This window comes from Rhizobium sp. CCGE 510, assembly GCF_000292525.1.
Lineage (GTDB): Bacteria > Pseudomonadota > Alphaproteobacteria > Rhizobiales > Rhizobiaceae > Rhizobium.
The window spans coordinates 20251-46467 of sequence record NZ_AEYF01000002.1; the positions used below are offsets into that span (position 1 = coordinate 20251).

Sequence of the window (26217 nt, forward strand, 5' to 3'; positions counted from 1 at the left end):
ATCTTTACGTTCGCGTCAGTTATTTTCGCGGCCGGTCAGAGACATCATGGAGGAAAAGATGATCCGCAGCTTCGTTCTCGCCGGCGCCATATCAATGATCGCGGGGATCGCGCATGCCGAGGAACCGATCGTCGGCAGTTGGAAGACGGCCGCCGGCGATACGGCGGTGATCGCTTCCTGCGGCGGCAGTTATTGCGTAACGCTGAAGACCGGCAAATATGCCGGCCGGAAGATCGGCACCCTTGCTGGAACCGGCGGCAGCTATGCCGGCGAGATCACCGACCCGGCGGCCGACAAGACTTATAGCGGCTCGGGCAAGATCTCCGGCAATTCGTTGAGGATGCAAGGCTGTGTGATGAAGGTTCTCTGCAAGGCGCAAACATGGACACGGCTCTGAGAGAACGGGGGCGGATAGCCGCCAAGACCGACATGTGTTAGACTGTACACAGTTAAACACAGGAGCTTTCAAATGGCCGCCAGCACGACCATGACGATTCGGGTCCGCCCCGAGGTAAAAGAAAAGCTCGACCGAATTGCAGCCGACACGCAACGGAGCAAGTCATTCCTCGCCGGCGAGGCCGTAGCGGCCTATGTGGACCGCGAGCTCGAAATCATCGAGGGCATCAAGCGGGGCGTGGCCGATGCGGAAGCCGGGCGCGTTCTACCACACGAAAAGGCCGTCGCTGAAATGCGTGAGGTTATCGAGGATGCCAAGCGCAGGAAGGCTGCGCGCGGATGAGGCCAGTTTTCTGGTCTGAAGCAGCGCACCGAGATAACCTGGAAATTCTGCGTTACATCGCAGTGGACAACCCCGATGCAGCCGAAAGGGTTGTGAACGCCATCGAGGATGCCGGCAAGAAACTGGGCGAGTTTGCAACCGGCCGGTCAGGGCGAGTAACTGGCACTTATGAAAAGTCTCTCGCCCGCCTCCCTTACATAATTTCCTACGAACTGCGATCGATCGCTGGACGTGAAAGCGTTGTCATCTTGCGTGTGATCCATACTGCGCGGGATTGGCCAACCTCGGAAACAACTTAGAAGCGGCTCGTGAGGCGCCGGCACAGCGATTATCCGAATCTGCCCAGCAAGCTGAACGCTGGATGAACCGATGTCTCAGCACTCATTCAGCCGCCCCATGGCAAAACCCTTGTCACGATAGAGTTGCGTATCGGGGGCAAGGCAATGGACATGTATATTCTGGCAAGGCGTTTCAGCATCATCACACTGTTTGCTGCGATCTTCGCCATCACGTTGTCGGCGGTGGTGGTGCACAATGGCGGCGGTGGCGCACAGTCGCATTTCGGGGCGAGCTATACCTGCCTGGAGAGAAACGGCACCTTCTGCGCGCCATCGGTGCAGTGACTAAAGCGCATCGTGCGATGCGCTTTAGGTCTTAGATTTATGCATGTCGTTGTCCCAAAACCGCTGCGCACTTTTGGGCGACAGGCATTCGCATCAGACAGGCAAAACGATAAATAATCCGAATCCGCCGGCGCGCGTCGTTTGCTTGTCAAAAACAACTCTCTATAATGCGTCATGAACAAACGAATCTCCCCTTTGTCACCGCTCGACATATCCTCACCACCCCCTTTCCAGCCGCAGAGCTTTGATGATCCCGCCAAGGCGGTGGAAGCGTTAACGGCGCTTTACGAGCGCAATACGGCGTTCCTGATCAAGAGCTTCGCCGAGCTGGCGCAAGGCGCTCCGATCTCCTCGCGCTACCGTGCTTTCTATCCGCAGGTCAGCATCGAGACGACAAGCTTCGGCCATGTCGATTCGCGCCTCTCTTACGGCCATGTCACGGCACCGGGCATCTATACGACGACAGTCACCCGGCCGAAGCTCTTCAAGCATTACTTGAAGGAGCAGTTGGCGCTCCTGTTGAAGAGCCACAATGTTCCGATCATCGTCTCGGAATCGACGACGCCGATCCCCTTGCACTTCGCCTTCGGCGAGGGTGCGCATGTGGAAGCATCGACCAATGCCTTCATCGACATTCCGATGCGCGATATTTTCGACACGCCCGACCTCAACACCACAGACGACGAGATCGCCAACGGCGAATATATTCCACCACCGGGCGAGCCCTCGCCGCTTGCGCCGTTCACGGCGCAACGCATCGACTACTCGCTCGCCCGTCTGTCGCATTATACGGCAACGCATGCCGAGCATTTTCAGAATTTCGTGCTGTTTACGAACTATCAGTTCTATATCGACGAATTCTGCAGCTGGGCACGCAAGCTGATGGCGGAGGGCGGCGACGGCTATACGGCCTTCGTCGAGCCCGGCAACATCGTCACCCTGCCCGGCTCGAGCGCGCCGGAAACGGATGCCGCACTTACCCGCCTGCCGCAGATGCCGGCCTACCATCTGAAGAAGAAGGGCCATGCCGGGATCACCATGATCAATATCGGCGTCGGCCCCTCCAACGCCAAAACGATCACCGACCATGTCGCCGTGCTGCGCCCGCATGCCTGGTTGATGCTCGGCCACTGCGCCGGTCTTCGCAACAGCCAGCGGCTCGGCGATTATGTGCTTGCCCATGCCTATATGCGCGAAGACCATGTTCTCGACGACGATCTGCCGGTCTGGGTGCCGATCCCGGCGCTGGCCGAAGTGCAGGTGGCGCTTGAGGCAGCCGTTGCCGAAATCACCGGCTACGAGGGTTTCGAGCTGAAACGCATCATGCGCACCGGGACCGTCGGGACGATCGACAACCGCAACTGGGAACTGCGCGACCAGCGCGGGCCGGTGAAGCGGCTGTCCCAGGCGCGCGCAATCGCGCTCGACATGGAATCGGCGACGATCGCCGCCAACGGCTTCCGCTTCCGCGTGCCCTACGGCACGCTGCTTTGCGTTTCCGACAAGCCGCTGCACGGCGAATTGAAGCTGCCGGGCATGGCGACGGCCTTCTACCGCACGCAGGTCAACCAGCATCTGCAAATCGGCATCCGCGCCGTGCAGAAGCTTGCCGCCATGCCGACGGAAGCCCTGCATTCGCGCAAGCTGCGCAGCTTCTTCGAAACGGCCTTCCAGTAGGCCGTTTCCTCACCGGTCCGCCATATGAGGCACCGACTGTTGCGCGAGCATCTGCGGCCTGCCGGCGGCAATATTCAGCCCTGCGATCAACAGGGTGAAGGCCAGGAAGGCGAAAGCGACGCGCAGGAGAATCTTCAGCCCATCGCTTTCGAGGAACTCCAGCTCACGCTTTTCGCGGCGGCGCGCCCAGATCTGGCTTGCCAGCGCAATTTCAAGAATACTCATTGCCATTCTCCTCGACAGGTTTCGACGAAGCCTTGTCGAGCGCTGCCTTGTGATTTCGACACCGGACCGGCACAAAAGATTTTTGCGCGCTGCTGTCGAAATGCGTGGAGCTCGGTCGTCCAGGGTTATTGAACACTCACAAGGAGGCTGTCTGCGATGAAATATCTCTGTCAGGTCTGGTTCGGTGGCGGAGTACTCGACGCCATGACGAAAGAGGAGAAGACCGAACTCGACATCAATTCCTTTAACTATGACAGGGACCTCGCCGAAAGCGGCCATATGATCGTCGCCCAGGCGTTGCAGCCGCCGACATCGGCGGTGACCGTCCGGGTGCGGGACGGTGAGATGTCGGTCACGGACGGTCCCTTTGCCGAGACCAAGGAGGCGCTCGGCGGCTTTATATTGATCGAGGCCAAGGACCTCAACGAAGCGGTCCGCGTCGCAGCCGGTATCCCGCTCGCCAAGCTCGGTGCGATCGAGGTGCGGCCCATCCACGAATTCGGGGCTCAATGAGGAGGTACCAATGAAGTTTCTATGCCAGATCTGGTTCGACACTGAGAAAAGCAAGCTGGTCCCTCAGACCGAGTGGGATGCGCTCACACAGGAGTGCATTGTCAGCGACAATCGCTGGCGCGAGAGCGGTCATCTGCTGGTGGCGCTCGCCTTGCATCAACCGTCAACGGCGATCACGGTCCGCCTGCGCAACGGCGAGGCCTCCGCGACCGATGGCCCGTTTGCCGAAATCAAAGAGCACCTCGGTGGTTTCGTGCTTGTAGAAGCCGAGAATATCGAGGAGGCGAAGACCATCGTGTCCAGTTTTCCGATCCTCAAATATTGCTCGATCGAAGTGCGCCCGACTTATGCCATCCAAGATGGGAAATAGTCATGCGCTACATCTGCCTGATCTATAACAGCGCCGACACCGACGGCACGCTGACATCTGAAGAGACCGATGACCTCATCAAAGCGCATTTCGCCTTCGACGAGGAACTGCGCCGCGACGGTGTGATGATCCATGCCGATGCCCTTGAAATGCCTGACAAGGCGAGCGTGCTGCGTGTTCGAGACAACACACTGTCGGCGACCGACGGTCCCTATGTCGAGACCAAGGAGCATCTGGCCGGCTTCTACGTTATCGAAGCGCCTGATATGGCGACGGCAAAAAAGATCGCCGGGCGGATACCTTCGGCGCGTTTCGGCGCGGTCGAACTCCGGCCCGTGCGGATGCTAACCCTGCCGGACTGAGGTGCGCCGTTGGAAAGCGTGATCGAAGAGATTTATCGAAGCCAATCGCGCCGGGTGCTGGCGACGCTGATCCGCCTGCTCGGGGATTTCGACCGGGCTGAGGAAGCGCTGCACGACGCCTTCGCCGCGGCCGCCCGGACATGGCCGGCCGACGGCATTCCCGGCAATCCCTTCGCCTGGCTTGTTTCCACGGGGCGCTTCAAAGCGATCGACACGATCCGGCGGCGAGCGCGCTTCGATGCGTCGCAGCATCACATCGAGGACAGCCTCTACACGCCTGAGGCAACTTACATCGGCGACATGGAACCAATCGAAGACGACATGCTGCGGCTGATCTTCACCTGCTGCCATCCCGCCATCCCCTCCGATGCGCAGACGGCGATGGCGCTTCGGGAAATCTGCGGATTGACCACCGAGGAGATCGCCCATGCCTTCCTCGTCCCGGCGCCGACAATCGCCCAGCGTATCGTGCGCGCCAAGAACAGGATCCGGACGGCGAACATCCCCTATGAGGTGCCAGACCGCGAGGCGCTGCCTGAGCGGCTCGACCAGGTGCTGCACGTCATCTACCTAGTCTTCAACGAGGGCTATTCCGCCTCTTCCGGCGAGGACGTGGTCCGTGCCGACCTGACCGCGGAGGCGATACGTCTGGCGCGGCTGCTTCTGGCACTGCTGCCACATCCCGACGTCCGTGGCCTGCTGTCGCTGATGCTGCTGCAGGACTCCCGCCGCACCGCCCGCAGCAATGAGCAGGGGGCGCTGGTGCTGCTTGCCGATCAGGACCGTTCGCTCTGGGATCATGCGAAAATTACGGAAGGATTGTCGCTGCTTGCCGAAGCGATGCGGGCGGCAGAAATCGGCACCTATACACTGCAGGCGGCGATCGCCGCCGAGCATGCCAGGGCAGCTGCTGCCGATGAGACCGACTGGCGGCGGATCGCCTTCTATTACGATCTGCTTCTGGCGGCCCAGCCCTCCCCGATCGTCGAGCTCAATCGCGCCGTGGCGATCGCGATGGCGGAAGGGCCGGCGAAGGGGCTGGATCTGATCGATGCCATTCTGGGACGCCAGGAACTGCGGGCCTATCATCTCGCCCATTCGGCGCGCGCCGATTTCCTGCGCCGTCTCGGCCGGAGACAAGAAGCGATCACGGCCTATGAAACGGCGCTGTCGCTCTGCGGGCAGGAGCCCGAGCAGGCATTCTTAAGAAAACGGATTTCAGAGCTTGCCGCGACGCCCGAGCGGCAGTGAGATCGCCGTGCCGGTGAGCGCTGAGACGATGATCAGCAGATGGGCATTGACGCTCGCCTGTGCCAGTGCGGCCAGGGCCATACGCTCGCTTGAAGCCCCGAGAGCAATGGCGCCGGCGGTGATGCCGGCCGGATAGGTGCCAACCCCGCCCGGCGCATGTACCGGCAGCACGGAGGAGAGTTCGCCGCCGAGCGCACCGCCGAAACTTGCCGCCATGGGCAGCACCCCCATCAGGCCGAGCGCCCAGGCCAGCACCATCACCTTCACCAGCCAGTTGACGATGGTCATCGCCCAGGCGCGCGCAAAAGAGATGGCATCGACCGGCAACCCGGTTTCGATCTCGGCGACGAATTTCTGCACCTTCTCCGGCAGGAGCTTGGCGGCGAGGCGCAGCAGTGGCTTGCGGGCGGCGAAAGCTGCGACAGGCAGCAGCAGAAAGACCGTCCAGAGCAACCAGGCAACAGCCGCATCGGCGGCGGCAACGGCGAAACCGATGCCGGCGGCGGCGACAAGCGCGTGCAGGTCGAGCAGCCGCATGACGAACAGCGCCGAGGTTCCGCGCGTCAGCGGAATGCCGAACTCCGCGCGCATCAGCAGCGGAAAGCTGGTCTCGCCGGTGCGGAAGGGCAGCATGATGTTCAACAGGTTGTGGATCTGCGTGACGCGGAATAGGACTGCGAACCGGCCGGCCGTCTCCTTCGGAAAATAATCATAGATGCGCCAGGTGCGCAGGAAATAGGTGCTCGTCAGGAGCACCAGCGCGCCGATCACCGGACCGGCGCCGACATCGGCCCACTGCCTGATAATAACAGGCCAACCCCAGAACCATTGGATGAAGAGCGCATAGGCCGCGACGATGACGACCGTCAGCACCGTCATGCGATTGCGCATAAACCAGGATTGCCGGCTTTCAACGATCGAACTCTTCATGTAGTAGGCATTCCTTGCTTAGGTCGGCCGGGCTTGGGTCGACCAGCCTTGGGTCGGCAGGGCCCGATCCCGTCGCCAGGCCTTTTAAGAGAAATGACGGTTGCGCACAACGGCGGAGTTGATGGGCGATGGCGGCGAACCCGCCCCGCCGACGATCCGAGCGCTGAGCGGTAAATCACACGCCTTGCCGGCTTGACGTGGAGATCGATGTTGGAGCGGATTACCAAAAGCATTACGAGCGCAAGCATTTTCCTGGCAGTCTATTTCCTGCTCAATATCGCGCTTCGCATCGCCCTGCCGCATACGCTCGATCTCGACGAGGCGGAGCAATCCTTCTATTCACAATACCTGCTTGCCGGCTACGGCCCGCAGCCGCCGTTCTACAACTGGATCCAATATGCCATCGTTTCGGTGACCGGCATATCGATGTGGGTGCTCTCGGTGCCCAAGAATATCATTCTCTTCGGCTGCTATCTGTTCTATGGACTTGTTGCCCGCGAGGTGCTGAAGAACCGTTCGCTTGCAGCCGTCGCCATGCTGAGCCTGATTACGCTGCCGCAAGTGGGTCTGATGGCGCAGCGCGAATTGACCCATACCGTCGCCCTGCTGTTTGCGACCTCGCTTTTCCTCTTCGGTTTTTTCCGGACGCTGCGCCAGCCGACGATGACAAGTTTCCTCATCATCGGCATCGCCACCGGCATCGGGCTGATCTCGAAATACAATTTCGCCATCCTGCCGGCTGCAGCGCTCATCGCCGTGCTGCCGGATCGGGAATGGCGCAGCCGCCTCATCGACTGGCGTTTGCTGCCGGCGATCGCAATCGCCGTTCTAATCGTACTGCCGCATGCGCTATGGCTGCCTGTCAATCTCCTCAGCGCCTCTGCGCCGACACTGGAGCGGATGACGGCCGAAGACCTTGCCCCCGCCGGCATCCCCCGCATCGGACAAGGACTATTATCTCTTCTCATCGCCGTTCTCGGCTTCGTTGCAATGCCGATCGTTCTCGTCGCAGCCGCCTTCCGGCGGGATTTCTTTCGTGCACTCTCCTCGTCCAGCCCGATGATCCGGGTGATCGAGCGGATGATGATCGTCAGCCTGCTTGCGTTTGTCGGCATCGTCGTCTTCGCCGGCGCGAGCGATATCCACGAGCGCTGGCTCGACCCCTGCCTGCTCGTTCTGCCGCTCTATCTGTTCCTGAAACTGGAAACCGCAGGTGTCGATCTTTCCGCCGGCCTTGCGCGCTTCCGGCCGGTGGTGCCGGTCTTTATGGTCGTCATCCTGTCGATCCTTCTCTTCCGGATCATCGGCATTCAATATATCGGCTCGTACACAAGAACCAACGTACCCTTTGCGGGCTACGTCGCCGAACTGACCGCGACCCGCAAGCCGGTTCTCATCGTGGCTGGAACCAAGTTCGTAGCAGGCAACCTGAAGCTTCAACTACCTGATGTTCCTGTAGTGATACCCTTCTTTCCGGGGCCCGGGGTTCCCGAATATGCGGCTGCGAAGGGGCCGGTGCTGGTTATCTGGCGCGGCGAGACCGCAGATGACCCGACGATTTCCCCCGGCTTCGCCAACGATCTCATGAGATCAGGCATTCATCTGCAGGAGTTGAACACGCTGACGCTGCCCTATCTCTTCGGTGACGGCAAACGCAGCTTCTCCATCGGGTATTCCTGGGTGGAGGGCGGCGCGAAATAGCGTTTCGGCAGGTCAAGCGATTGCGGGGAAACCGGCATTGCCCGCTGGCAACCGGCAGACAGTTCATGTACTAGCCTTCCGCAAGCGCGACGGCAGCAGTAAGATTGCTCGGCCGTCCGGCCTTTTGGAGATGAACGTTGCAGACAACCGTAGAGCCCATTCGCGGTACGAATGATCCGGTACAATCGCTCGAGCTGTCGCTGGTCGTGCCGATTTTCAACGAAGAGGATAGCGTCGGTCCGCTCGTCGAGCGTGTCGTGGCTGCGATGGCAGCCTATCCCCATCACTGGGAGCTGATCCTCGTCGACGACGGCAGCACGGATGCGACGCTCGTCAACGCCCGCAAGTTCGTCGGACGCGACGGGCTGGTCCTCAGGATCGTCGAGCTGCAGCGCAATTTCGGCCAGACCGCTGCCATGCAGGCTGGTATCGACACCGCCCAGGGCCGGCTGATCGCAACGATGGACGGCGACCTGCAGAACGATCCGAAGGACATTCCTGCGATGGTTGCCGAACTGGAACGGCGCGAACTCGACCTCCTTGTGGGATGGCGCAAGAACCGCAAGGACGGTCTGTTCTTGCGCAAGATCCCCTCCTGGTGCGCCAACTACCTGATCGGTCGGATCACCGGCGTCAAGCTGCACGATTACGGCTGCAGCCTGAAGATTTACCGTGCCTCGATCATCAAGCAGGTGAAGCTGATGGGCGAAATGCACCGCTTCATCCCGGCCTGGGTGGCCGGCGTCGTCCCGAGCTCGCGCATCGGCGAGATGGCCGTCACCCACCATGCGCGCGAACACGGCGTTTCGAAATACGGTATCTCGCGCACCGTCCGCGTCATCCTCGACCTGCTGTCGGTGATGTTCTTCATGCGCTACAAGGCACGGCCCGGGCATTTCTTCGGCTCGCTGGGTCTTGGCCTCGGTGCGGTCGCCATGCTGATTCTCATCTATCTCGGCTTCGACAAGTTCATCATGGGTAACGATATCGGCACGCGCCCGATGCTGATGGTCGGCGTCGTGCTCTTGCTATCGTCGGTGCAGATGATCACAACCGGCATCCTGGCGGAGATGATCGCGCGCACCTATTACCGGGATGATGCCTCTCCGAATTATATCGTGCGGCAGATCTTCGACGATCGAAACCAAGCCTAAGCCGGCAGCACGATGCTGGAGCGCGCGACGAGGAAGATCAAAACCGCCGGCCTGCTGCTTGTGGCCTATTTCGTGCTCAACATCGTGCTGCGCCTCGCGCTTCCGCATTCGCTGGAGCTCGACGAGGCCGAGCAATCCTTCTTCTCGCAATATCTGCTGGCGGGCTACGGCCCGCAGCCGCCCTTCTACAACTGGGTGCAATACGCCGTCGTTTCGGTGACGGGCATGTCGATCGGCGCGCTTGTTGTGCCGAAGAACATTCTGCTGTTCCTCTCCTATCTCTTCTATGGTCTTGCCGGGCGGCGCGCACTGAAGGACGAGGCGCTTGCCGCCATCGCCATGCTGGCGCTGGTCACCCTGCCCCAGGTCTCCTATATGGCGCAGCAGGATCTGACCCACACGACGGCGCTGCTCTTTGCCAGTTCGCTGTTTCTCTACGGCTTTTTCCGCACGCTCGACCGCCCGGATATCGGCAGCTATCTTCTGCTCGGGCTTGCCACAGGCATCGGCCTGATCTCGAAATATAATTTCGCACTGATGCCAGCCGCCGCCTTGATCGCCATATTGCCGGATGCCGAATGGCGCCGCAGGGCGCTCGACCGGCGCTTGCTGGCGGCGATCGCTGTCGCGCTTGTCATCGTCCTGCCCCATGCGATCTGGCTGCGGGACAATCTCGCATTCGCATCCTCGGATACTCTGGTCAAGATGGCCGCCGGCAACGAACCCGCCGGCATGGTGCGAATCGGCAAGGGCCTCATCGCCTTTGTCGTCGCCATCATTGCCTTTGCGGCGCTGCCGGTCGCCATTTTCGCCGCCACTTTCCGCATGGATTTCGTCCGTGCCCTTTCGGCCGGCAACCGCTGGACTGGGATGATGGAGCGGATGATGCTCGCAAGCCTTGCCGGCATCGTTCTCATCGTGCTCTTCACCGGCTCCACCACCGTGCGTGAGCGCTGGCTCGACCCGTTCCTGCTGGTGTTGCCGATCTATTTTCTGGCGAAAATGCAGGCTGGCGGCATCGACCTTTCCGCCGGGCTGCGCCGCCTCCGGCCAGTGCTGCCGATACTGATGGCCTGTGTGCTGGTCGCACTCGGCTTGCGTGTCGTCGGCGCCGGGCTGATCGGTGTCTACAGCCGGCCGAACGTGCCGATGGCCGGGCTTTCCCGCGAAATGACGCGGCAGGAGAAACCGGCGCTGGTGATCGCCTCCGACACCTACGTCGGCGGAAACATGCGGCTGCAATTTCCGGATGTGCCCGTGGTGATCCCTGATTTCCCGGCACCGGGCATCGCGGCCTATGCCGAGGCGAAGGGGCCGGTGCTGGTCGTCTGGCGCGGCAAGAAGACGGCGACCGCCGCCGATGCGGTGATGCCGGAACGGTTTTCATCGGCGCTGACGGCGGCTGGCATCACGCCGCAGGAGATCGGCTCGCTGTCGCTTCCCTATTATTTTGGCCGCCAGGGCAACAATTTCGCGCTCGGTTACGCCTGGGTTCAGCCGGGGGCCAGATAGATGAGCGAGACCAACAACCGCGACATCCGGTGGATTTTCGTCCTGCTGGCCGCTTATTTCGTGGTTCAGATCGGCGTGCGGCTGGCAACCTCGCATTCGCTCGATCTCGACGAAGCCGAACAGGCCTTCCGCTCGCAATGGCTTGCCGCCGGCTACGGCCCGCAGCCGCCCTTCTACAACTGGCTGCAGTACACCGTCTTCCAATTTACAGGCGTCTCACTCGCCGCACTTTCGGTGGTGAAGAACCTTCTGCTGTTCATGTCCTACCTGCTCTACGGCCTGACCGCGCGTCTTCTGCTGCGCGACAAGGCGCTGGTGGCGATGGCGACGCTCGGGATGCTGACGATCCCGCAAATGGCTTTCGAGATGCAGCGCGACCTCACGCATACGGTCGCCGTATTTTTCTCGGCCAGCATCTTCTTTTACGGCTTCATCCGCAGCCTGAAGCAGCCGAGCCTTGCCTCCTATCTGATCGCCGGCATCGGCATCGGTTTTGGCCTGCTTGCCAAATATAATTTTGCGATCCTTCCGGCGGCAGCGCTGATTGCCGCGCTGGCGGATGCGCGTCTGCGGCCACGGATCTTCGACCGGCGGCTGGTGGTGACGGCTGGTGTAGCGCTGATCATCGTCCTGCCGCATCTCTTCTGGCTGAAGGACAATCTCGATTTCGCCACCGCACGCACCCTGGAGAAGATGACGGCGAGCGGCCATGCGAGTTACCTCGCGCAGGTGACCATGGGTGTCAGCTCGCTCGCTCTCGCCACCATCAGCTTTGCCGGATTGACGGTCGCGGTCTTCGCCATCGTCTTCGGCAAGAGCCTTCGTCCGGCACTCACTACGGGCTCGCAATGGTCGCGGCTCATCGAGCGGATGATGCTTGTCTTCCTCGCCGGCATTCTGTTTCTGATCGTTTTCGGCGGCGCGGCCGGTATCAAGGATCGCTGGCTGGTGCCGATGCTCTTCATCCTGCCGCTCTATTTCTGCCTGAAGATCGAGGCCGCGGGCGTCCTGACAGGCATAGCGTTCCGGCGTTTCATGGTCGTCGTCGCCATCATCATGATCGGCGTTCCGGCCGCCCTTTACGGCAGCGTCGCCGCCGCACGCTTCACCGGTCATTACGAACGATTGAACAGGCCCTATGCCCCGATGCTGGAACGCTTGCGCACACAGGCAGAGCCGGCGGCAATCCTTGCCGGAGACAGCCTGCTTGCCGGCAATCTCAGGCAGGATATCCCCGGCGTGCCGGTTCTCTCCGTCGACTATCCCGGCTTCCACCCCGATATTACCGGCCGGCGACCGGTTCTCCTCGTCTGGCTGATACCGCCGAAAGGGGGAAGCGAAGCGCTCCCGCCGGCCATGGCTCAATGGCTGCAGGCCAATCTCGGCGCATCCGCGCCTGAGGGATTGGTGATCGACGTGCCCTATTTCTACGGGCGCGGCGACGATCGCTACCGTTTCGGCTATGCTTGGGTCGACCAACCAGGCTGAGCGAATTCAGGATTTCAGCTCCTTCCAGGCCAAGTCCAGGGCCAGCCTGGTAATTCTTGCCATCTCGTCCACCTCCGCGTGGCTGATGACCAGTGGTGGCGAGGCCAGCATGCGGTCGCCGGTGGCGCGCAGCACGAGGCCGTTCGCCAGCGCGTGGTTGCGCACCAACGCACCGACCTGATCGGGCTTGTCATAACGGGTGCGTGTGCTCTTGTCGGCGGCAAGCTGCAGAGCGCCCATCAGGCCGATGCTGACGGCCTCGCCGACCAGGTCATGGTCGGCGAGTGCTGCCCAAGCCTTGCCGAAATAGGGCCCGATATCGTCGTGCACCCGTTCGACCAGTCTTTCCTCCTCGATGATGCGCAGGTTTTCGAGGGCGGCGGCAGCGCAGACCGGATGGCCGGAATAGGTGAAGCCGTGATTGAAGTCGCCGACCTCGTTGATCAGTACATCGGCAATGCGGTCGTTGACCAGCACGCCGCCGATCGGCAGGTAGCCGGAGGACAGTCCCTTGGCGATCGGCGCCAGATCGGGCTCGACGCCGAAATGCTGATAGCCGAACCAGGCGCCCAGCCGGCCGAAACCGCAAATCACCTCGTCGGTCACCAATAGGATATTGCGCGCCTTGCAGATGCGGTCGATCTCCGGCCAGTAGGTTTCCGGCGGGATAATGACGCCGGCAGCCCCCTGCACCGGCTCGGCGACGAAGGCGGCGACATTTTCCTCGCCCAGTTCATCGATCTTCGCTTCGAGCTCGCGGGCGACCTTGAGCCCAAATTCATCAGGCGAGAGATCGCCGCCCTCGCCGTACCAGTAGGGCTGGCCGATATGGACGATGCCCGGGATCGGCAGGTCGCCCTGCTCGTGCATGTATTTCATACCACCAAGGCTGGCGCCGGCGACGGTCGAGCCGTGATAGCCGTTCTTCCGCGCGATGACGATCTTCTTCGACGGCTTGCCGACGGCACTCCAGTAGACGCGGGCCATGCGGAACCAGGTGTCGTTCGCCTCCGAGCCGGAGCCGGTGAAGAAGATATGGTTGAAACGCGCGCCGGCATGGGCGGTGACCTTCTGGGCAAGCAGCGTCGCCGGCGTCGAACTCGTGCCGAAAAAGGTGTTGTAGTAGGGCAGCTCGTTCATCTGCCTTGCGACGGCGTCGGTGATCTCGCGGCGGCCGTAACCGATATTGACGCACCAGAGGCCGGCGAAGCCGTCGAGATATTTCCTGCCGTGATTGTCGAAGATATGAACGCCCTCGCCGCGCTGGATGATGCGCGTGCCTTCGGCATTCAGTTTCTTCATGTCGGCGAAGGGATGCAGGTGATGCGCAGAGTCGATCGCCGCAAGGTTCGAGGGTGGGGAAGTATCTGGCATCACTGGGAAGACCCTCGCGGATTGAAAGGCTGTTATCGATGGGATAGGAGCTTGGCCTTGTCCCGGAGGATTTTCAAGGTCATGGCGAGCGACAGGACGGACGGCAAGGCCGAGGGCGGCGACCCGCGTTTCGAGATCCTGATCGTCGGAATGAACGGCGATCTGCGCGGCAAGCAGCTTCCATCCGGCGCCGAAGACAAGATCTGGGCCGGCGACATCCGCCTGCCGACCTCGACGCAATCGCTCGACATCTGGGGCGACGACAATGACGACATTACCGGTCTGTCGCTGACGATCGGCGACCCGGACGGCAAGCTCGTCCCCGACCGGCGGAGCCTGGCGCCGATGCCTTGGGCGCCCGAGGGCTCGATGCAGGTGCTTGCCACCATCCACGAATTCGACGGCAGCCCGAGCTTCATGGACCCGCGCGCCATCCTCGCCTCGGTGCTCGATCGCTATCGCGCACGCGGCCTGACACCCGTGGTGGCGACCGAGCTGGAATTCTACGTGATGTCAGGGGACTGGCGCGAGGCCGGCCGCCCCTCTCCGCCCGAAAGCCTCACCTATCGCGGCGAGCCGAACGGTTTTCAGCTCTACGACATGAGCGTCGTCGATGCACTCGACACCTATCTCGGGACGCTGAGGGCCTATGCGAAGGCGCAGGGGCTGCCGGCGGATGCGACGACGGCGGAATTCGGCCCTGGTCAGTTCGAGGTCAACCTGCTGCATCGCCCGGATGCGCTGGCCGCGGCCGACGATTGCCTCTACCTCAAGCGCATCGCCGAGCAGGCGGCGCGCCGCCACGGGCTGAAATCGACCTGTATGGCCAAGCCCTATTCCGACCATGCCGGCTCCGGACTGCATGTGCATGCGAGCATCATCGACGGCCAAGGCCGCAACATTCTCGATGCCAAGGGCGGCGAACCGAAGCTGCTCAAATCGGTGACAGCAGGCCTGCTCGACACGATGCGCGCGGCGCAGCTGATCTTCGCCCCTTTCGCCAATTCCTATCGCCGCTTCCAGCCGGGCTCGTTTGCACCTGTCGATCTGACCTGGGGCAGCGGCCATCGCGGCACGGCGATCCGCATACCAGACACGGATGGACCAGCCGCCCGCATCGAGCACCGCGTCGCCGGCGCCGACGCCAATCCCTATCTGCTGCTTGCGGCGATCCTGGGCGGCATGCTGCTTGGACTAGACGGCGAACTCAACCCAGGCGAGGAAACGACGCCGTCGCACACACCGGCCAATACCGCGCGGCTGACGCATGATTTCCTGAGCGCCGTCGAGGCCTTCCGCGCCTCGCCGTTCATCGCCGATATCTTCGGCGCACGTTATCAGGCGCTCTATGGCGACACCAAGCGCAAGGAAGCGCTGGCGCATCTGCGCACCGTCTCGGATTTCGACTATCGCACTTATCTGCCGCGGCTCTGAAATTCAGCAGAGCACCTACACAGCCGGCTCGCGGCGCTCGGCCGCATCCACCTGCGCGGCAAGACCCTGCTTGACGAGAACCTTCAATTCGCCTGGATGCAGCCGGATTGAGACGTCGCGTTCGAGCGGCAGCAACTCGCCGTCCATGACACAATTGGCCTTGGAACGCAGTTTCGGGAAATGCAGCTGCACCTCGGCCGGATGCATCACCATGACATCCGCATTCTCGCGGACCTTGCCGCGCAACATGTCGATGGCGAGACAAGCGACGCCGACGGGTTTCAGCGGATTTGCCGTGTAGAAGCCGAGTTCGCCGCTTCTCAGATTATCGGCGTAAAGCAGCGCATTCTCACCGAAGGGATTGTTGGAGACGGAGATTGCCGACACCCTGCGGCGCTCGCGCATGCCGGCCGCCTCGAACTCGACTTCGAATTCCGGCGGGTTGAAGATGACGCCCAAGGCGGCCTTGGTGCTCGCCCGGATTTTGCCGAGCCTGGAGCGATAGCTGTAGGCGTTGCGGTAGCGCACCATGCGGGCATGCAAGCCGGCGGAAAACTGGTGGATAAAGGGTCGGCCGTTGGCGCTGGCGATATCGACATTGTCGATCTCGCCGGAGGCAAGCACATCGAGCGCCTGCCAGATATCGAGCGGCACACGCAGCGAGCGAGCAAAGAGGTTCATGGTGCCGGCCGGCACGACGCCGAGCGCAATGCCGTTCTTCCAGGCGATCGAGGCCGCCGCCGAAATCGTGCCGTCGCCGCCGCCGGCGACGATGCCATCGATATCGTCGCGCTTGGCCGCCCGTTCCATGGCGGGAATGATCTCCTTTCCGGAGAAGACGATGGCGTCGAAATCGTGCCCCGCTTCGCGGAACGCTGCCTCCGCCCTCTTTTCGTAGGCCAGCATATCGGTGGTCTTGAAAGTACCGCCGTCGCGATTGAAAAAGCCGACAAGCTTCATGAGGGCTCCCGTCTCTGGCGCGGAAATAATCCTGCCTTGCCCATCAGATGGTTGCGATATCGGCGATTTCAAGCGCCACTGCCTTTTCCTAGAGATGATAGAAATGCAAAAATTGCAACGGACATATGCACATAGCAGGACGCTGCACTGCAAAAAACGCACTCGACGCCGGCTTGAACGTTAGGGATAGATGGAAGGATCGGAGCTAGGTCTCCACCTCCCGCCATTTTGAACGATCGGTCCGCGGCCGCGCCTGCGCCAAGGCTATCGAAAATCAGAAACCGTATCGAGGAGCTCTCGTGAGTGAGATCGCCATCAATGATTCCATCGAGAGCCAGGATCAAGGGCTGCCGTCGGCAACGACAGTAGCGCTGGTCCAGCTGGCGCTCGCCTGCGGCGGCTTCGGCATCGGCACCGGCGAATTCGCGATTATGGGCCTATTGCCCAATGTCGCCCAGACCTTCTCTGTCACGACCCCGCAAGCCGGCTACGTCATCAGCGCCTATGCGCTCGGCGTCGTCATCGGCGCGCCCGTCATCGCCGTGCTCGCCGCGAAGATGGCACGCCGTACGCTGCTGCTGATACTGATGCTGATCTTTGCCGCCGGCAATATCTTCAGCGCCATGGCGCCGACCTTCGAAACCTTCACGTTGCTGCGCTTCATCAGCGGCCTGCCGCATGGCGCCTATTTCGGCGTTGCGGCCCTTGTCGCGGCCTCGATGGTGCCGGTGCACCGCCGCGCGCGCGCCGTCGGCCGCGTCATGCTCGGCCTGACCGTTGCGACACTTCTCGGCACGCCCCTGACGACGTTCTTCGGCCAGTCACTCGACTGGCAGATCGCATTTTTCTCGGTCGGCGTGCTTGGCCTTTTGACGGTGGCGCTGATCTGGTTCTACGTGCCCAAGGACAGGGTTTCCGAGGAGGCAAGCTTCCTGCGCGAACTCGGCGCCTTCCGCCGGCCGCAGGTATGGCTGACGCTCGGCATCGCCGCCGTCGGTTACGGCGGCATGTTTGCGATGTTCAGCTATATCGCCTCGACGACAACTGAGGTGGCGATGCTGCCGGAAACAGCCGTTCCGATCATGCTGGTGCTCTTCGGCGTCGGCATGAATGCCGGCAATTTCATAGGTTCGTGGCTCGCGGACAAATCGCTGCTCGGTACGATCGGTGGCTCGCTCGTCTATAATATCGTCGTGCTGACCACCTTCTCGCTGACTGCCGCCAATCCCTATATGCTCGGCCTCTCGGTTTTCCTCGTCGGCTGCGGTTTCGCCGCCGGCCCGGCGCTGCAGACGCGGCTGATGGATGTCGCTGCCGATGCTCAGACGCTTGCCGCCGCCTCCAACCATTCCGCCTTCAACATCGCCAATGCGATCGGCGCCTGGCTCGGCGGCCTCGTCATCGCTTGGGGCTACGGTTTTGCGGCAACCGGCTATGTCGGCGCGGCACTGTCCTTCCTCGGCCTCTTCGTTTTTGCAGCCTCGCTACGTCTGGAGCGCCGCGACCGGAGCGCACAGGCCGTCTGAGGTCATGCGCAGCTCGCGGCCTTCAGGGTTGCAGAAGACATAATCATCGCCCCAGGCGGCGAGCGCTCGAATGACCGGCTTCAGCGTCATGCCGAGCGGCGTCATTGCATATTCGACGCGCGGCGGCACCACCGGAAAGACGGTGCGCGACACCAGACCGGACTCTTCCAGTTCGCGCAGTTGCTTGGTCAGCATGCGCTGGGTCACGGCTGGCAGTTTGCGGCGCAGTTCGTTGAAACGCAGAGTACCTTCCATCAGATGGAAGAGGATCACGCCCTTCCATTTGCCGTCAAGGTAACTCAGCGTCGCCTCGACCGGACAGCCGGGAAAGTTCTTGACGAGCTTGGCGCGCGGCAACGACATTTTACAGTATCCTTTTGGGTACTACGTACAGAATTTGTGCATTCTTGCGTTGTCGGAACATAGTGCGCATCTAGCTTCCGTGCAATGAACACAGGAGTCTCCCATGCGCGCCGTCGCTTACAAAACGCCCCAACCGATTTCCGCCGAGACCTCGCTGATCGATGTCGAGTTGCCGATGCCGGAGGCCAACGGTCACGATCTGCTCGTCGAGATCAAGGCGATTTCGGTCAATCCCGTCGATGTGAAGGTACGCGCCCATTCCGCACCACCCGCAGACGAACTCAAGGTGCTCGGCTGGGACGCCGCCGGCATCGTCAAGGCGATCGGCGCTGAGGTCACGCTGTTCAAACCTGGCGACGCGGTATTCTACTCCGGCGTCATCAGCCGGCCGGGCAGCAATGCCGAATTCCATCTCGTCGACGAGCGCATCGTCGGCACCAAACCGAAAAGCCTCGATTTCGCTGCCGCAGCCGCCCTGCCGCTGACCGCGATCACGGCCTATGAAGCTCTTTTCGACCGACTGAAGGTGCAGGATGCGGTTTCCGGAGCGGCACGCGCCATCCTGATCATCGGCGGCGCGGGCGGCGTCGGCTCGATCGCCATCCAGATCGCCCGAACGCTGACCGATCTCATCGTGATCGCGACCGCGTCGCGGCCGGAAACACAGGAGTGGGTGAAGGACCTCGGCGCGCAACACGTCGTCGATCATTCCAAGCCGGTCGCGCCACAGGTGGAAGCGCTCGGCATCGGCGCGCCGGGATTCATATTTTCGACCACCAATACCGACAGCCATATCGCCGACGTCGTCGAAGCGATTGCGCCGCAGGGCCGCTTCGCGCTGATCGACGACCCGAAGACGCTCGACATCGTGCCCTTCAAGCGCAAGGCCGCCTCGGTTCATTGGGAATTGATGTTTACCCGCCCGCTCTACGGCACGCCTGACATGATCGAGCAGCACAAGCTGCTGAACAAGGTTTCCGAGCTTGTCGACGCCGGAAAGATCCGCACGACGCTTTCGGAAATCGTCGGGCCGATCAATGCTGCGAATCTCAAGAAGGCGCATGCCATGGTCGAAAGCGGCAGGATGAAGGGCAAGGTAGTGCTTGCCGGATTCTGATGCCGCAACCCTGCAGGCCACTCCTTTGGAACTCTGCAAGACTGCGTAAAGCATGTCTGCCCATAATGCCGCATCGCAGGGTGCGACATTCTGGCGTTAAGCTTTTACCCCGCTTGACTTTTTTCGCGTTCGGGACCACCTAGCATCTCACGTGAATGACACCTGTCTTCCACGGATTTCAACGGAGCCATCTTAACGATGCCAAGCGACAGTAGCAGTCGATTGCCCTTGCCGTACGCGGCCCTCGTGCGCTGACCGACTCCTGTCGGCTCGCCCGTCGGAACGCTACGGCGGATCGACGGAAAGGCGAGCCTCACATGAACATCAATCGCTTCCCTCTTCGGGCAGGTCATGCCGCCCGTGCCTTCATCAACAACAGCCGCGGCGCAACGATCGCCGAACACGTCGAATCGTTGAACGCACTGACCGTCCAGGACGCCGGTCGCGTGCTGACCGGCATGCCGCTCGATTATGCCGTCAACATCCTCGACCGGCCGGAGCTTCGCAACGCTGCACAGATCCTGGCGCTGATCAGCGCCGAGGACGCTGCACGGCTCCTGCATGGCATGTCCAACGACCGTGTTGCCGACGTGCTGCTCGAACTCGACGGCGAGACCCGCGCCCGGCTGTTTGCCAGCCTCGACGAGCCGGTTCGCATCGCGATCCAGCACCTGATGGGCTACCCGCCGCGTACGGCCGGCGGCATCATGACGACGGAATTCGTCAGCGTGCCGGTGAACTGGACCGTCGCCCAGACACTTGACCATGTGCGCCAGGTCGAACGCTCGCGCGAGACCGTCTACGCCATCTATGTTCTCGACGAGATCAGCCACGCGCTCATGCATGTGGTGACGCTGCGCCGCCTGATCACCGGCGAGCCGGATTCTTCCATTCTCTCGGTGGCGCAGAAGGGCACGCCGGTTTCGGCCAATCCGCTGATGAAGCAGGAGGATGTCGCCCGGCTGATCCGCAAACACGACCTGCTCGCTCTGCCGGTCACCGACGAACATGGGCAGGTGCTCGGCATCGTCACAGTCGACGACGTAATCGACACGATGATCTCCGACACGACGGAAGCGGCCCAGAGGTTCGGTGGCATGGAGGCGCTCGGCCAGCCCTACATGAAGATCGGCTTCGCCGGCATGATCCGCAAGCGCGCGGGCTGGCTGGCCGCCCTGTTCCTCGGCGAAATGCTGACGGCAAGCGCCATGCAGCATTTCGAGGGCGAGTTGGAAAAGGCCGTGGTGCTGACGCTGTTCATCCCGCTGATCATGAGCTCGGGCGGCAATTCCGGTTCGCAGGCGACCTCGCTGATCATCCGGGCCTTAGCGCTCGGCGAGCTGAAGCTTTCGGACTGGTGGAAAGTGCTGCTGCGCGAACTTCCCACCGGCATCGTGCTCGGCGCGATCCTCGGCCTCGTCGGCTTCATCCGCATCGTCTTCTGGCAGTCGGCCGGGCTGTACGACTACGGTCCGCACTGGCAGATGGTCGCCGTCACGGTGTTTGCCGCCTTGATCGGGATCGTCACCTTCGGCTCGATCTGCGGCTCGATGCTGCCCTTCCTGCTGCAGAAGCTGCGGCTCGATCCGGCCAGCGCCTCAGCCCCCTTCGTCGCCACGCTGGTCGACGTCACCGGGCTCGTTATCTACTTCTCGGTAGCCCTGCTCATCCTCAGCGGGACGCTGCTCTAGGGCGAAAATGCCACTCACCCTAACCCTCTCCCCGTAAAATCGGGGCGAGGGGACGTGCCTTGCGAGAGGTCTGACGGGCGGGCTCCGGGCACTAGTCCGAAAAAAAGAGTATTGTTCGTCAACAAACTGCCCGCAGGCCAGAGGGGAACTATTTTCCCTCGGGCAGCTTCAACGGTCCGTGCGTCTTGATGCTGCGGATGGCGAAGTTGGAGCGGATGTCGCTGACATTCGGCAAGGTCAACAGCGTTTCGGTCAGCAGCCGCTCATAGGCGGCGAGATCCTCGACCACCACTTCGGCGAGGAAATCGGCCGTGCCCGAAATCAGGAAGCAGGAGACGATCTCGGGGATGGCCAGCAGCGCCTTCTGCTGCGCCTCGGAATTCTCGCGGCTGTGATGGACGACCTTGAATTCGACGAAGACGGTCAGGCCGAGCCCGACCTCCTTGCGGTCGATATCGGCCGTGTAGCCGCGGATGATACCGGAACGTTCGAGATTGCGGATGCGGCGCAGGCAGGGCGACGGCGAAAGGTTCACCTTCTCGGCGATTTCGACATTGGTGGCGCGCGCATCCTCCTGCAGGCACCTCAGAATGGCAATATCGAATTTATCGAGATTTGGCATTTTCGCGATCCCTGCTGGCGTCCATTGGCAGAAGATTGCGCATAGCATGATTTTTGAGCTAGAGATAGCAAGGACATGCCCTGCCCTCTGGGACTAATCTTTTCCTCAACCGGAAAGGCTCCGGATGAAGGAAGGGACAGGACGATGACCAGCATTGCATTGACGAACGACAAGTCGCCTTCACAGGCACTGGGTTATGCCGGCGGCACTGTTACCGTACTGATCTGGGCGACATGGTTTCTCGTCACCCGCCACAGCGCCGCAACGCCGCTCGGCTCGATCGACATCGGGCTGATCCGCTTTGGAATTCCCGCACTCGTGCTTTCGCCCGTCTGGCTGAAGACCGGACTGTTGCCGAAGTCCGTGCCGCTGCATCTGCTGGCGATCATGGTGTCCGGCTCCGGCGCCGTTTTCTTCCTACTGACCACGCTGGCCATCCATTCGACGCCGGCTGCCTCTTCAGGCATCCTGCTCGGCGGCTCGATGCCGCTCGCCGCGGCGCTGATCGGCATCGTGCTGTTTGGCGAAAGACCCGATAGCACCCGCGTCGCCGGCCTGGTCGCGATCGTCGCCGGCGTGCTGATCCTGCTCACGCGCAGCCTCGCAGACGCCTCGCTACCATGGACGAGCTTCGTGCTGCTGCCGGCCGGCGCCGCTTTATGGGCAAGCTATACACATGCTTTCCGCCGCTCCGGTCTGACGGCCGTGCAGGCAAGCGCACTGATCGCCGTCTGGTCCTTCCTGATCATGGGCGCGCTTGCGCTGATCTTCGGCATCTCGCTGCCGCAGGCTCCGTTCCAGGAAATCGGTCTGCAGGTGCTGAGCCAGGGCATTCTTTCCGGCCTCGTCGCCATGGTGGCCTACGGCACCGCCGTCAAAACACTCGGCGGAACACAGGCCGCCGCCTTCACGGCGCTGACGCCGGTGCTGGCAACGCTTGGCGGCGGCTTCCTGCTGGGAGAACCGATCGGCCTGACGGAAATCAGCGCCGCCGTGATCACCGGCATCGGCGTAGCGCTTTCCACGGGGATCGCCTCCCAACGCCGCTGACCGCCAGCCGGGCCGACAAAAGTCGAAAGCCGCCGCAGCGATTGCTGCGGCGGCTTTCAATGAAGCTGATTTGATTGTTCAAGCCTGGATGACGACGACCCTGGCGCCGACTTCGACGCGACTATAGAGGTCGATCACGTCGTGGTTCATCATGCGGATACAGCCGCTCGACATTGCAAGACCGATCGATTGCGGCTGATTGGTGCCGTGAATGCGGAAATGCGTGTCGCCGCCGCCGCGATAAAGATACATCGCCCGTGCGCCGAGCGGGTTGTTCGGGCCGCCCGGCATGCCGCCGGCGAGCTTGCGATAGCGCTCTTCGCGACGCTGCATGTTTTCGGTGGGCGTCCAACTCGGCCACTCGGCCTTGCGGCCGATATAAGCGTCGCCGGCAAATGCCAGCCCCTCGCGACCGACGCCGACGCCGTACCGCACCGCCCTGCCATCGCCGAGGACATAGTAGGCGCGACGCGCCGGTGTATCGACCACCACGGTTCCGGCCGCATGGGTGGTTTCGTAGGTCACGTCCTGACGGCGGAGTTCCGGCTTGATCTTGTCGATCGGCACCTGCCTCAACGGGAATTTTTCATCCGGGAGTGCGGCATAATTTGTCTGGCTGTTCAGGCCGGTCGAAGAGCAGCCGGCAACAAAAAGCGGCAGAGCGATCAAGAAGCCCCGGCGGGAGATCGTCATGAATGTGTCCTTAGTGCGTCAACATGGTGTCGCAAGCTAAGAAGATTATGGTTAACGAACGGCTAACGACCGCCCTCCGCAAGTAATCACGAAGGCGTCAGCACGTAAAAAATGTCGGCGGCGTTGATAATCCGCCTCACATAGTCGGATAGACCGGCCCCTCACCGCCCTGCGGCGGCACCCAGTTGATGTTCTGGTTGGGGTCCTTGATGTCGCAGGTCTTGCAGTGCACGCAGTTCTGGGCGTTGATGACGAAGGTCTCCTGCCCGTCCTTCTCCACCCACTCATAGACCCCGGCCGGACAGTAACGGGTCGACGGGCCGGCATAGATATCGTGTTCCGATCGCTTCTGCAGGCCTATGTCCTTGACCTGCAGATGCACCGGCTGGTCCTCCTCGTGATTGGTGTTCGACAGGAACACCGAGGACAGGCGGTCGAAGGTCAGCACGCCATCCGGCTTCGGATAGGCGATCGGCTTGTGCTGTGCGGCCGGCTCCAGCGACTGCGCGTCGGTCTTGCCGTGACCAAGCGTGCCGAAGAACGAGAAGCCGAACAGCGTATTGGTCCACATGTCGAGACCGCCGAGCGCTACGCCGAGCGCCGTGCCGAACTTCGACCACAGCGGCTTGACGTTGCGCACGCGCTTCAGATCCTTGCCGATGTCGCCCTTGCGCCATTCGTTTTCGATCTCGGTGACCTCGTCATGGCTGCGGCCGGCTTCGATGGCGGCAGCGACCTTTTCAGCCGCCAGCATGCCGGACAGCACCGCATTGTGGCTGCCCTTGATGCGCGGAACGTTGACGAGACCGGCCGAACAGCCGATCAGCGCGCCGCCGGGGAAGGAGAGCTTCGGCACCGACTGGTAACCGCCCTCGGTGATGGCACGCGCCCCATAGGAGAGCCGCTTGCCGCCCTCGAAGGTTCCGCGGATCGCCGGATGGGTCTTGAAGCGCTGGAATTCCTCGAAGGGATAGAGATAGGGGTTCTTGTAGTTGAGATGGACGACGAAGCCGACGGCGACCAGATTGTCTTCCAGGTGATAGAGGAAGGAGCCGCCACCGGTCTTCATGCCGAGCGGCCAGCCGAAGGAATGCTGCACCAGGCCGAGACGGTGGTTCTCGGGCTTGACCTGCCAGAGTTCCTTGATGCCGATGCCGAACTTTTGTGGTTGCCGATCCTTTTGCAGATCGAACTTGGCGATCAGTTGCTTGGCAAGCGAGCCGCGCACGCCCTCGCCGATCAGCACATATTTTCCGAGCAGTTCCATGCCGCGGGTGTAGTTCGGGCCGGGTTCGCCATTCTTCTCGATCCCCATGTCGCCGGTGGCAACACCGATCACCGCACCCTCGTCATTGTAGAGCACCTCGGTGGCGGCAAAGCCCGGATAGATCTCGACACCGAGTTCTTCGGCCTTCGTTGCCAGCCAACGACAGACGAGCCCGAGCGAGACGATGTAGTTGCCGTGATTGTTCATCAGCGGCGGCATCAGCACATTCGGCAGCCGGATCGAGCCGGCTGGACCGAGCAGCAGGAAATGGTCAGCGGTGACCTCGGTCTTGAAGGGATGGTCGCTTTCGCTGCGCCAGCCGGGCAGCAGGCGGTCGATGCCGATCGGATCGACGACGGCGCCGGAGAGGATGTGGGCGCCGACCTCCGAGCCCTTTTCGAGCACGACGACCGACAGCTCCGGATTGACCTGCTTCAGCCGGATCGCCGCCGAAAGACCGGCCGGACCGGCGCCGACGATCACGACGTCGAATTCCATGCTCTCGCGTTCGGGCAGCTCAGTCGTCTCGGTCATTCACTTGTCTCCGCTTGGCGGCACGCGGCCGTCACCCCGTCATAGGCACTTTCTTGTCAAAACGAGAAAGCGTTGTCGAGCCGGGATACGACAGCCAATCTTCAATTCGCACAATGACGTGCTTTGCGCGCCAGAATTATATGCCGTTGACGTTAACGTCAATTATCAAACGACGCCGGACCGATCACACGCCCTTCCCTTTTCCGCCGCATGCGCCTTATACATCGCTCGAAGATATTGGAGGGAACGATCATGGATCTCGGCATCGAAGGCAAACGGGCGCTCGTGCTCGCCTCTTCGCGTGGGCTCGGCCTCGGCATCGCCACAGCACTGGCGCGCGAAGGCGCAAATGTGCTGCTCTGCGGGCGCAGCGGCGAGCAGCTGGAGGCCAATTGCAAGGCAATCAATGCCGAAGGCAAAGGCCGGGCCGACTGGATCTGGGCCGATCTCGGGGATGAACGCTTCGTCGAGACGACGACTTCGGCGGTGACCGAAAAATTCGGCGGCCTCGATATCCTCGTCAACAATACCGGCGGGCCGAAGCCCGGCACGACCGAAGACATGACGGGTGAAAAGCTCGAGACCTATTTTATCTCCATGGTCGCCCGCGTGATCACGCTGACCAATGCGCTGCTGCCCGGCATGAAGGCGCAGGGCTGGGGCCGCATCCTGACGGTCGCCTCCTCGGGGGTGATCGAACCGATCGCCAATCTGGCGCTGTCGAATACGCTGCGTCCGGCACTTGCCGGCTGGAGCAAGACGCTTGCCTCAGAAGTAGGCGGCTTCGGCGTTACCACCAACCTGCTCTTGCCGGGCAGCATCCTGACCGCCAGGCTCGACGATCTCGACGGGGCGGCGGCAAAGCGGACGGGCAAGAGCCTCGAAGATATCCGCACCGACAAGGAAGCACGCATTCCGGTCGGCCGCTATGGCAGGGTAGAGGAATTTGCCGCAACGGCGGCCTTCCTTTGCAGCCAGCCGGCAAGCTACATCACCGGCTCGCTGATCCGCTGCGACGGCGGCGCGGCCCGATCGGTCTGA

Annotated in this window: 27 protein-coding genes; 19 read left to right on the plus strand and 8 right to left on the minus strand. The window is 61.9% G+C overall.

The features are described from left to right. The first annotated feature begins 58 nt into the window (after positions 1 to 58). From RCCGE510_RS01795 to RCCGE510_RS01815, 5 genes are all read left to right on the plus strand, one after another. On the plus strand, positions 59 to 397 hold the full coding sequence (locus RCCGE510_RS01795) for a DUF2147 domain-containing protein (RefSeq protein ID WP_007626574.1): 339 nt from the start codon (positions 59 to 61) through the stop codon (positions 395 to 397). A gap of 72 nt (positions 398 to 469) precedes the next feature. Then, the gene (locus RCCGE510_RS01800) at positions 470 to 739 is read left to right on the plus strand and encodes a CopG family ribbon-helix-helix protein (protein WP_007626575.1); all 270 of its coding nucleotides are present in this window, start codon (positions 470 to 472) and stop codon (positions 737 to 739) included. Then, positions 736 to 1038, plus strand: coding sequence for a type II toxin-antitoxin system RelE/ParE family toxin (locus tag RCCGE510_RS01805; protein ID WP_007626576.1), 303 nt, complete (start codon positions 736 to 738; stop codon positions 1036 to 1038). Before RCCGE510_RS01800 ends, RCCGE510_RS01805 begins: the two co-directional genes overlap by 4 nt. Positions 1039 to 1182: 144 nt before the next feature. Next, positions 1183 to 1362, plus strand: coding sequence for a hypothetical protein (locus RCCGE510_RS01810; RefSeq protein ID WP_007626577.1), 180 nt, complete (start codon positions 1183 to 1185; stop codon positions 1360 to 1362). A gap of 174 nt (positions 1363 to 1536) precedes the next feature. Further along, positions 1537 to 3039 carry an AMP nucleosidase gene (locus tag RCCGE510_RS01815; RefSeq protein ID WP_007626578.1) on the plus strand — a complete coding sequence of 501 codons (1503 nt, stop codon included), beginning with the start codon at positions 1537 to 1539 and terminating at the stop codon, positions 3037 to 3039. 9 nt (positions 3040 to 3048) lie between these two features. On the opposite strand, the gene RCCGE510_RS01820 is transcribed toward RCCGE510_RS01815, so the two are convergent. Then, a complete protein-coding gene (locus tag RCCGE510_RS01820) occupies positions 3049 to 3264 on the minus strand; it encodes a hypothetical protein (protein WP_007626580.1) in 216 nt (71 codons plus the stop codon). A gap of 156 nt (positions 3265 to 3420) precedes the next feature. On the opposite strand from RCCGE510_RS01820, the gene RCCGE510_RS01825 reads away from it, so the two are divergent. Genes RCCGE510_RS01825 through RCCGE510_RS01840 form a run of 4 tightly spaced genes read left to right on the plus strand, consistent with a single transcriptional unit; the run spans position 3421 to position 5760 of the window. Further along, positions 3421 to 3777, plus strand: coding sequence for a YciI family protein (locus RCCGE510_RS01825; RefSeq protein WP_007626582.1), 357 nt, complete (start codon positions 3421 to 3423; stop codon positions 3775 to 3777). Between the two features lie 10 nt (positions 3778 to 3787). Further along, positions 3788 to 4147, plus strand: a complete 360-nt coding sequence (locus RCCGE510_RS01830) for a YciI family protein (RefSeq protein ID WP_007626584.1) — start codon at positions 3788 to 3790, stop codon at positions 4145 to 4147. 2 nt (positions 4148 to 4149) lie between these two features. Then, entirely contained in the window at positions 4150 to 4509 is a 360-nt protein-coding gene (locus tag RCCGE510_RS01835; protein ID WP_007626585.1) for a YciI family protein, read from the plus strand. A gap of 9 nt (positions 4510 to 4518) precedes the next feature. Next, the gene (locus RCCGE510_RS01840; protein WP_007626586.1) at positions 4519 to 5760 is read left to right on the plus strand and encodes an RNA polymerase sigma factor; all 1242 of its coding nucleotides are present in this window, start codon (positions 4519 to 4521) and stop codon (positions 5758 to 5760) included. Here RCCGE510_RS01840 and RCCGE510_RS01845 read toward each other — a convergent pair. Continuing rightward, positions 5728 to 6690, minus strand: coding sequence for a lysylphosphatidylglycerol synthase domain-containing protein (locus tag RCCGE510_RS01845; RefSeq protein ID WP_007626587.1), 963 nt, complete (start codon positions 6688 to 6690; stop codon positions 5728 to 5730). The two genes, RCCGE510_RS01840 and RCCGE510_RS01845, sit on opposite strands and share 33 nt — an antisense overlap. 207 nt (positions 6691 to 6897) lie before the next feature. On the opposite strand from RCCGE510_RS01845, the gene RCCGE510_RS01850 reads away from it, so the two are divergent. The 4 genes from RCCGE510_RS01850 to RCCGE510_RS01865 all read left to right on the plus strand — a co-directional run bounded on the left by RCCGE510_RS01850 (position 6898) and on the right by RCCGE510_RS01865 (position 12545). Further along, the gene (locus RCCGE510_RS01850; protein ID WP_007626588.1) at positions 6898 to 8391 is read left to right on the plus strand and encodes a glycosyltransferase family 39 protein; all 1494 of its coding nucleotides are present in this window, start codon (positions 6898 to 6900) and stop codon (positions 8389 to 8391) included. A 137-nt stretch (positions 8392 to 8528) separates the two neighbouring features. Then, positions 8529 to 9545, plus strand: coding sequence for a glycosyltransferase family 2 protein (locus tag RCCGE510_RS01855; protein ID WP_007626589.1), 1017 nt, complete (start codon positions 8529 to 8531; stop codon positions 9543 to 9545). 12 nt (positions 9546 to 9557) lie between these two features. Then, entirely contained in the window at positions 9558 to 11057 is a 1500-nt protein-coding gene (locus RCCGE510_RS01860; RefSeq protein ID WP_007626590.1) for a glycosyltransferase family 39 protein, read from the plus strand. Next, complete coding sequence (locus RCCGE510_RS01865) at positions 11058 to 12545, plus strand: glycosyltransferase family 39 protein (protein WP_007626591.1); 1488 nt, start codon at positions 11058 to 11060, stop codon at positions 12543 to 12545. A gap of 6 nt (positions 12546 to 12551) precedes the next feature. On the opposite strand, the gene RCCGE510_RS01870 is transcribed toward RCCGE510_RS01865, so the two are convergent. After that, positions 12552 to 13919: an aspartate aminotransferase family protein gene (locus tag RCCGE510_RS01870; protein WP_007626592.1), complete on the minus strand. Its 1368-nt coding sequence runs from the start codon at positions 13917 to 13919 to the stop codon at positions 12552 to 12554. An 81-nt stretch (positions 13920 to 14000) separates the two neighbouring features. On the opposite strand from RCCGE510_RS01870, the gene RCCGE510_RS01875 reads away from it, so the two are divergent. Then, the gene (locus RCCGE510_RS01875; RefSeq protein ID WP_007626593.1) at positions 14001 to 15353 is read left to right on the plus strand and encodes a glutamine synthetase family protein; all 1353 of its coding nucleotides are present in this window, start codon (positions 14001 to 14003) and stop codon (positions 15351 to 15353) included. A gap of 15 nt (positions 15354 to 15368) precedes the next feature. On the opposite strand, the gene RCCGE510_RS01880 is transcribed toward RCCGE510_RS01875, so the two are convergent. Then, a complete protein-coding gene (locus tag RCCGE510_RS01880; protein WP_007626594.1) occupies positions 15369 to 16313 on the minus strand; it encodes a diacylglycerol kinase family protein in 945 nt (314 codons plus the stop codon). Positions 16314 to 16612: 299 nt separating this feature from the next. Between RCCGE510_RS01880 and RCCGE510_RS01885 the strand changes: the two genes are divergently transcribed. After that, the gene (locus RCCGE510_RS01885; RefSeq protein WP_007626597.1) at positions 16613 to 17839 is read left to right on the plus strand and encodes an MFS transporter; all 1227 of its coding nucleotides are present in this window, start codon (positions 16613 to 16615) and stop codon (positions 17837 to 17839) included. Here the strand turns inward: RCCGE510_RS01885 and RCCGE510_RS01890 are convergent. Then, positions 17798 to 18202: a helix-turn-helix domain-containing protein gene (locus RCCGE510_RS01890; protein ID WP_007626599.1), complete on the minus strand. Its 405-nt coding sequence runs from the start codon at positions 18200 to 18202 to the stop codon at positions 17798 to 17800. The genes RCCGE510_RS01885 and RCCGE510_RS01890 overlap by 42 nt on opposite strands. Before the next feature lie 103 nt (positions 18203 to 18305). Between RCCGE510_RS01890 and RCCGE510_RS01895 the strand changes: the two genes are divergently transcribed. Both RCCGE510_RS01895 and mgtE read left to right on the plus strand, forming a co-directional pair. Further along, positions 18306 to 19319 (plus strand): zinc-binding alcohol dehydrogenase family protein, encoded by a 1014-nt coding sequence (locus tag RCCGE510_RS01895; protein WP_007626601.1) that lies wholly within the window; start codon positions 18306 to 18308, stop codon positions 19317 to 19319. 317 nt (positions 19320 to 19636) lie between these two features. Next, on the plus strand, positions 19637 to 21010 hold the full coding sequence (mgtE, locus tag RCCGE510_RS01900; protein ID WP_007626602.1) for a magnesium transporter: 1374 nt from the start codon (positions 19637 to 19639) through the stop codon (positions 21008 to 21010). A gap of 148 nt (positions 21011 to 21158) precedes the next feature. Here mgtE and RCCGE510_RS01905 read toward each other — a convergent pair whose 3' ends face one another. Then, positions 21159 to 21680 carry an Lrp/AsnC family transcriptional regulator gene (locus RCCGE510_RS01905; RefSeq protein WP_192815266.1) on the minus strand — a complete coding sequence of 174 codons (522 nt, stop codon included), beginning with the start codon at positions 21678 to 21680 and terminating at the stop codon, positions 21159 to 21161. Between the two features lie 96 nt (positions 21681 to 21776). Between RCCGE510_RS01905 and RCCGE510_RS01910 the strand changes: the two genes are divergently transcribed. After that, positions 21777 to 22682 (plus strand): DMT family transporter, encoded by a 906-nt coding sequence (locus tag RCCGE510_RS01910; RefSeq protein ID WP_007626604.1) that lies wholly within the window; start codon positions 21777 to 21779, stop codon positions 22680 to 22682. A 78-nt stretch (positions 22683 to 22760) separates the two neighbouring features. Here the strand turns inward: RCCGE510_RS01910 and RCCGE510_RS01915 are convergent, their stop codons facing one another. Further along, positions 22761 to 23375, minus strand: a complete 615-nt coding sequence (locus RCCGE510_RS01915; RefSeq protein WP_007626605.1) for a L,D-transpeptidase — start codon at positions 23373 to 23375, stop codon at positions 22761 to 22763. Positions 23376 to 23511: 136 nt separating this feature from the next. Next, on the minus strand, positions 23512 to 25176 hold the full coding sequence (locus tag RCCGE510_RS01920) for an electron transfer flavoprotein-ubiquinone oxidoreductase (RefSeq protein WP_007626606.1): 1665 nt from the start codon (positions 25174 to 25176) through the stop codon (positions 23512 to 23514). 252 nt (positions 25177 to 25428) lie between these two features. On the opposite strand from RCCGE510_RS01920, the gene RCCGE510_RS01925 reads away from it, so the two are divergent. Next, on the plus strand, positions 25429 to 26217 hold the full coding sequence (locus RCCGE510_RS01925) for an SDR family oxidoreductase (RefSeq protein WP_007626607.1): 789 nt from the start codon (positions 25429 to 25431) through the stop codon (positions 26215 to 26217).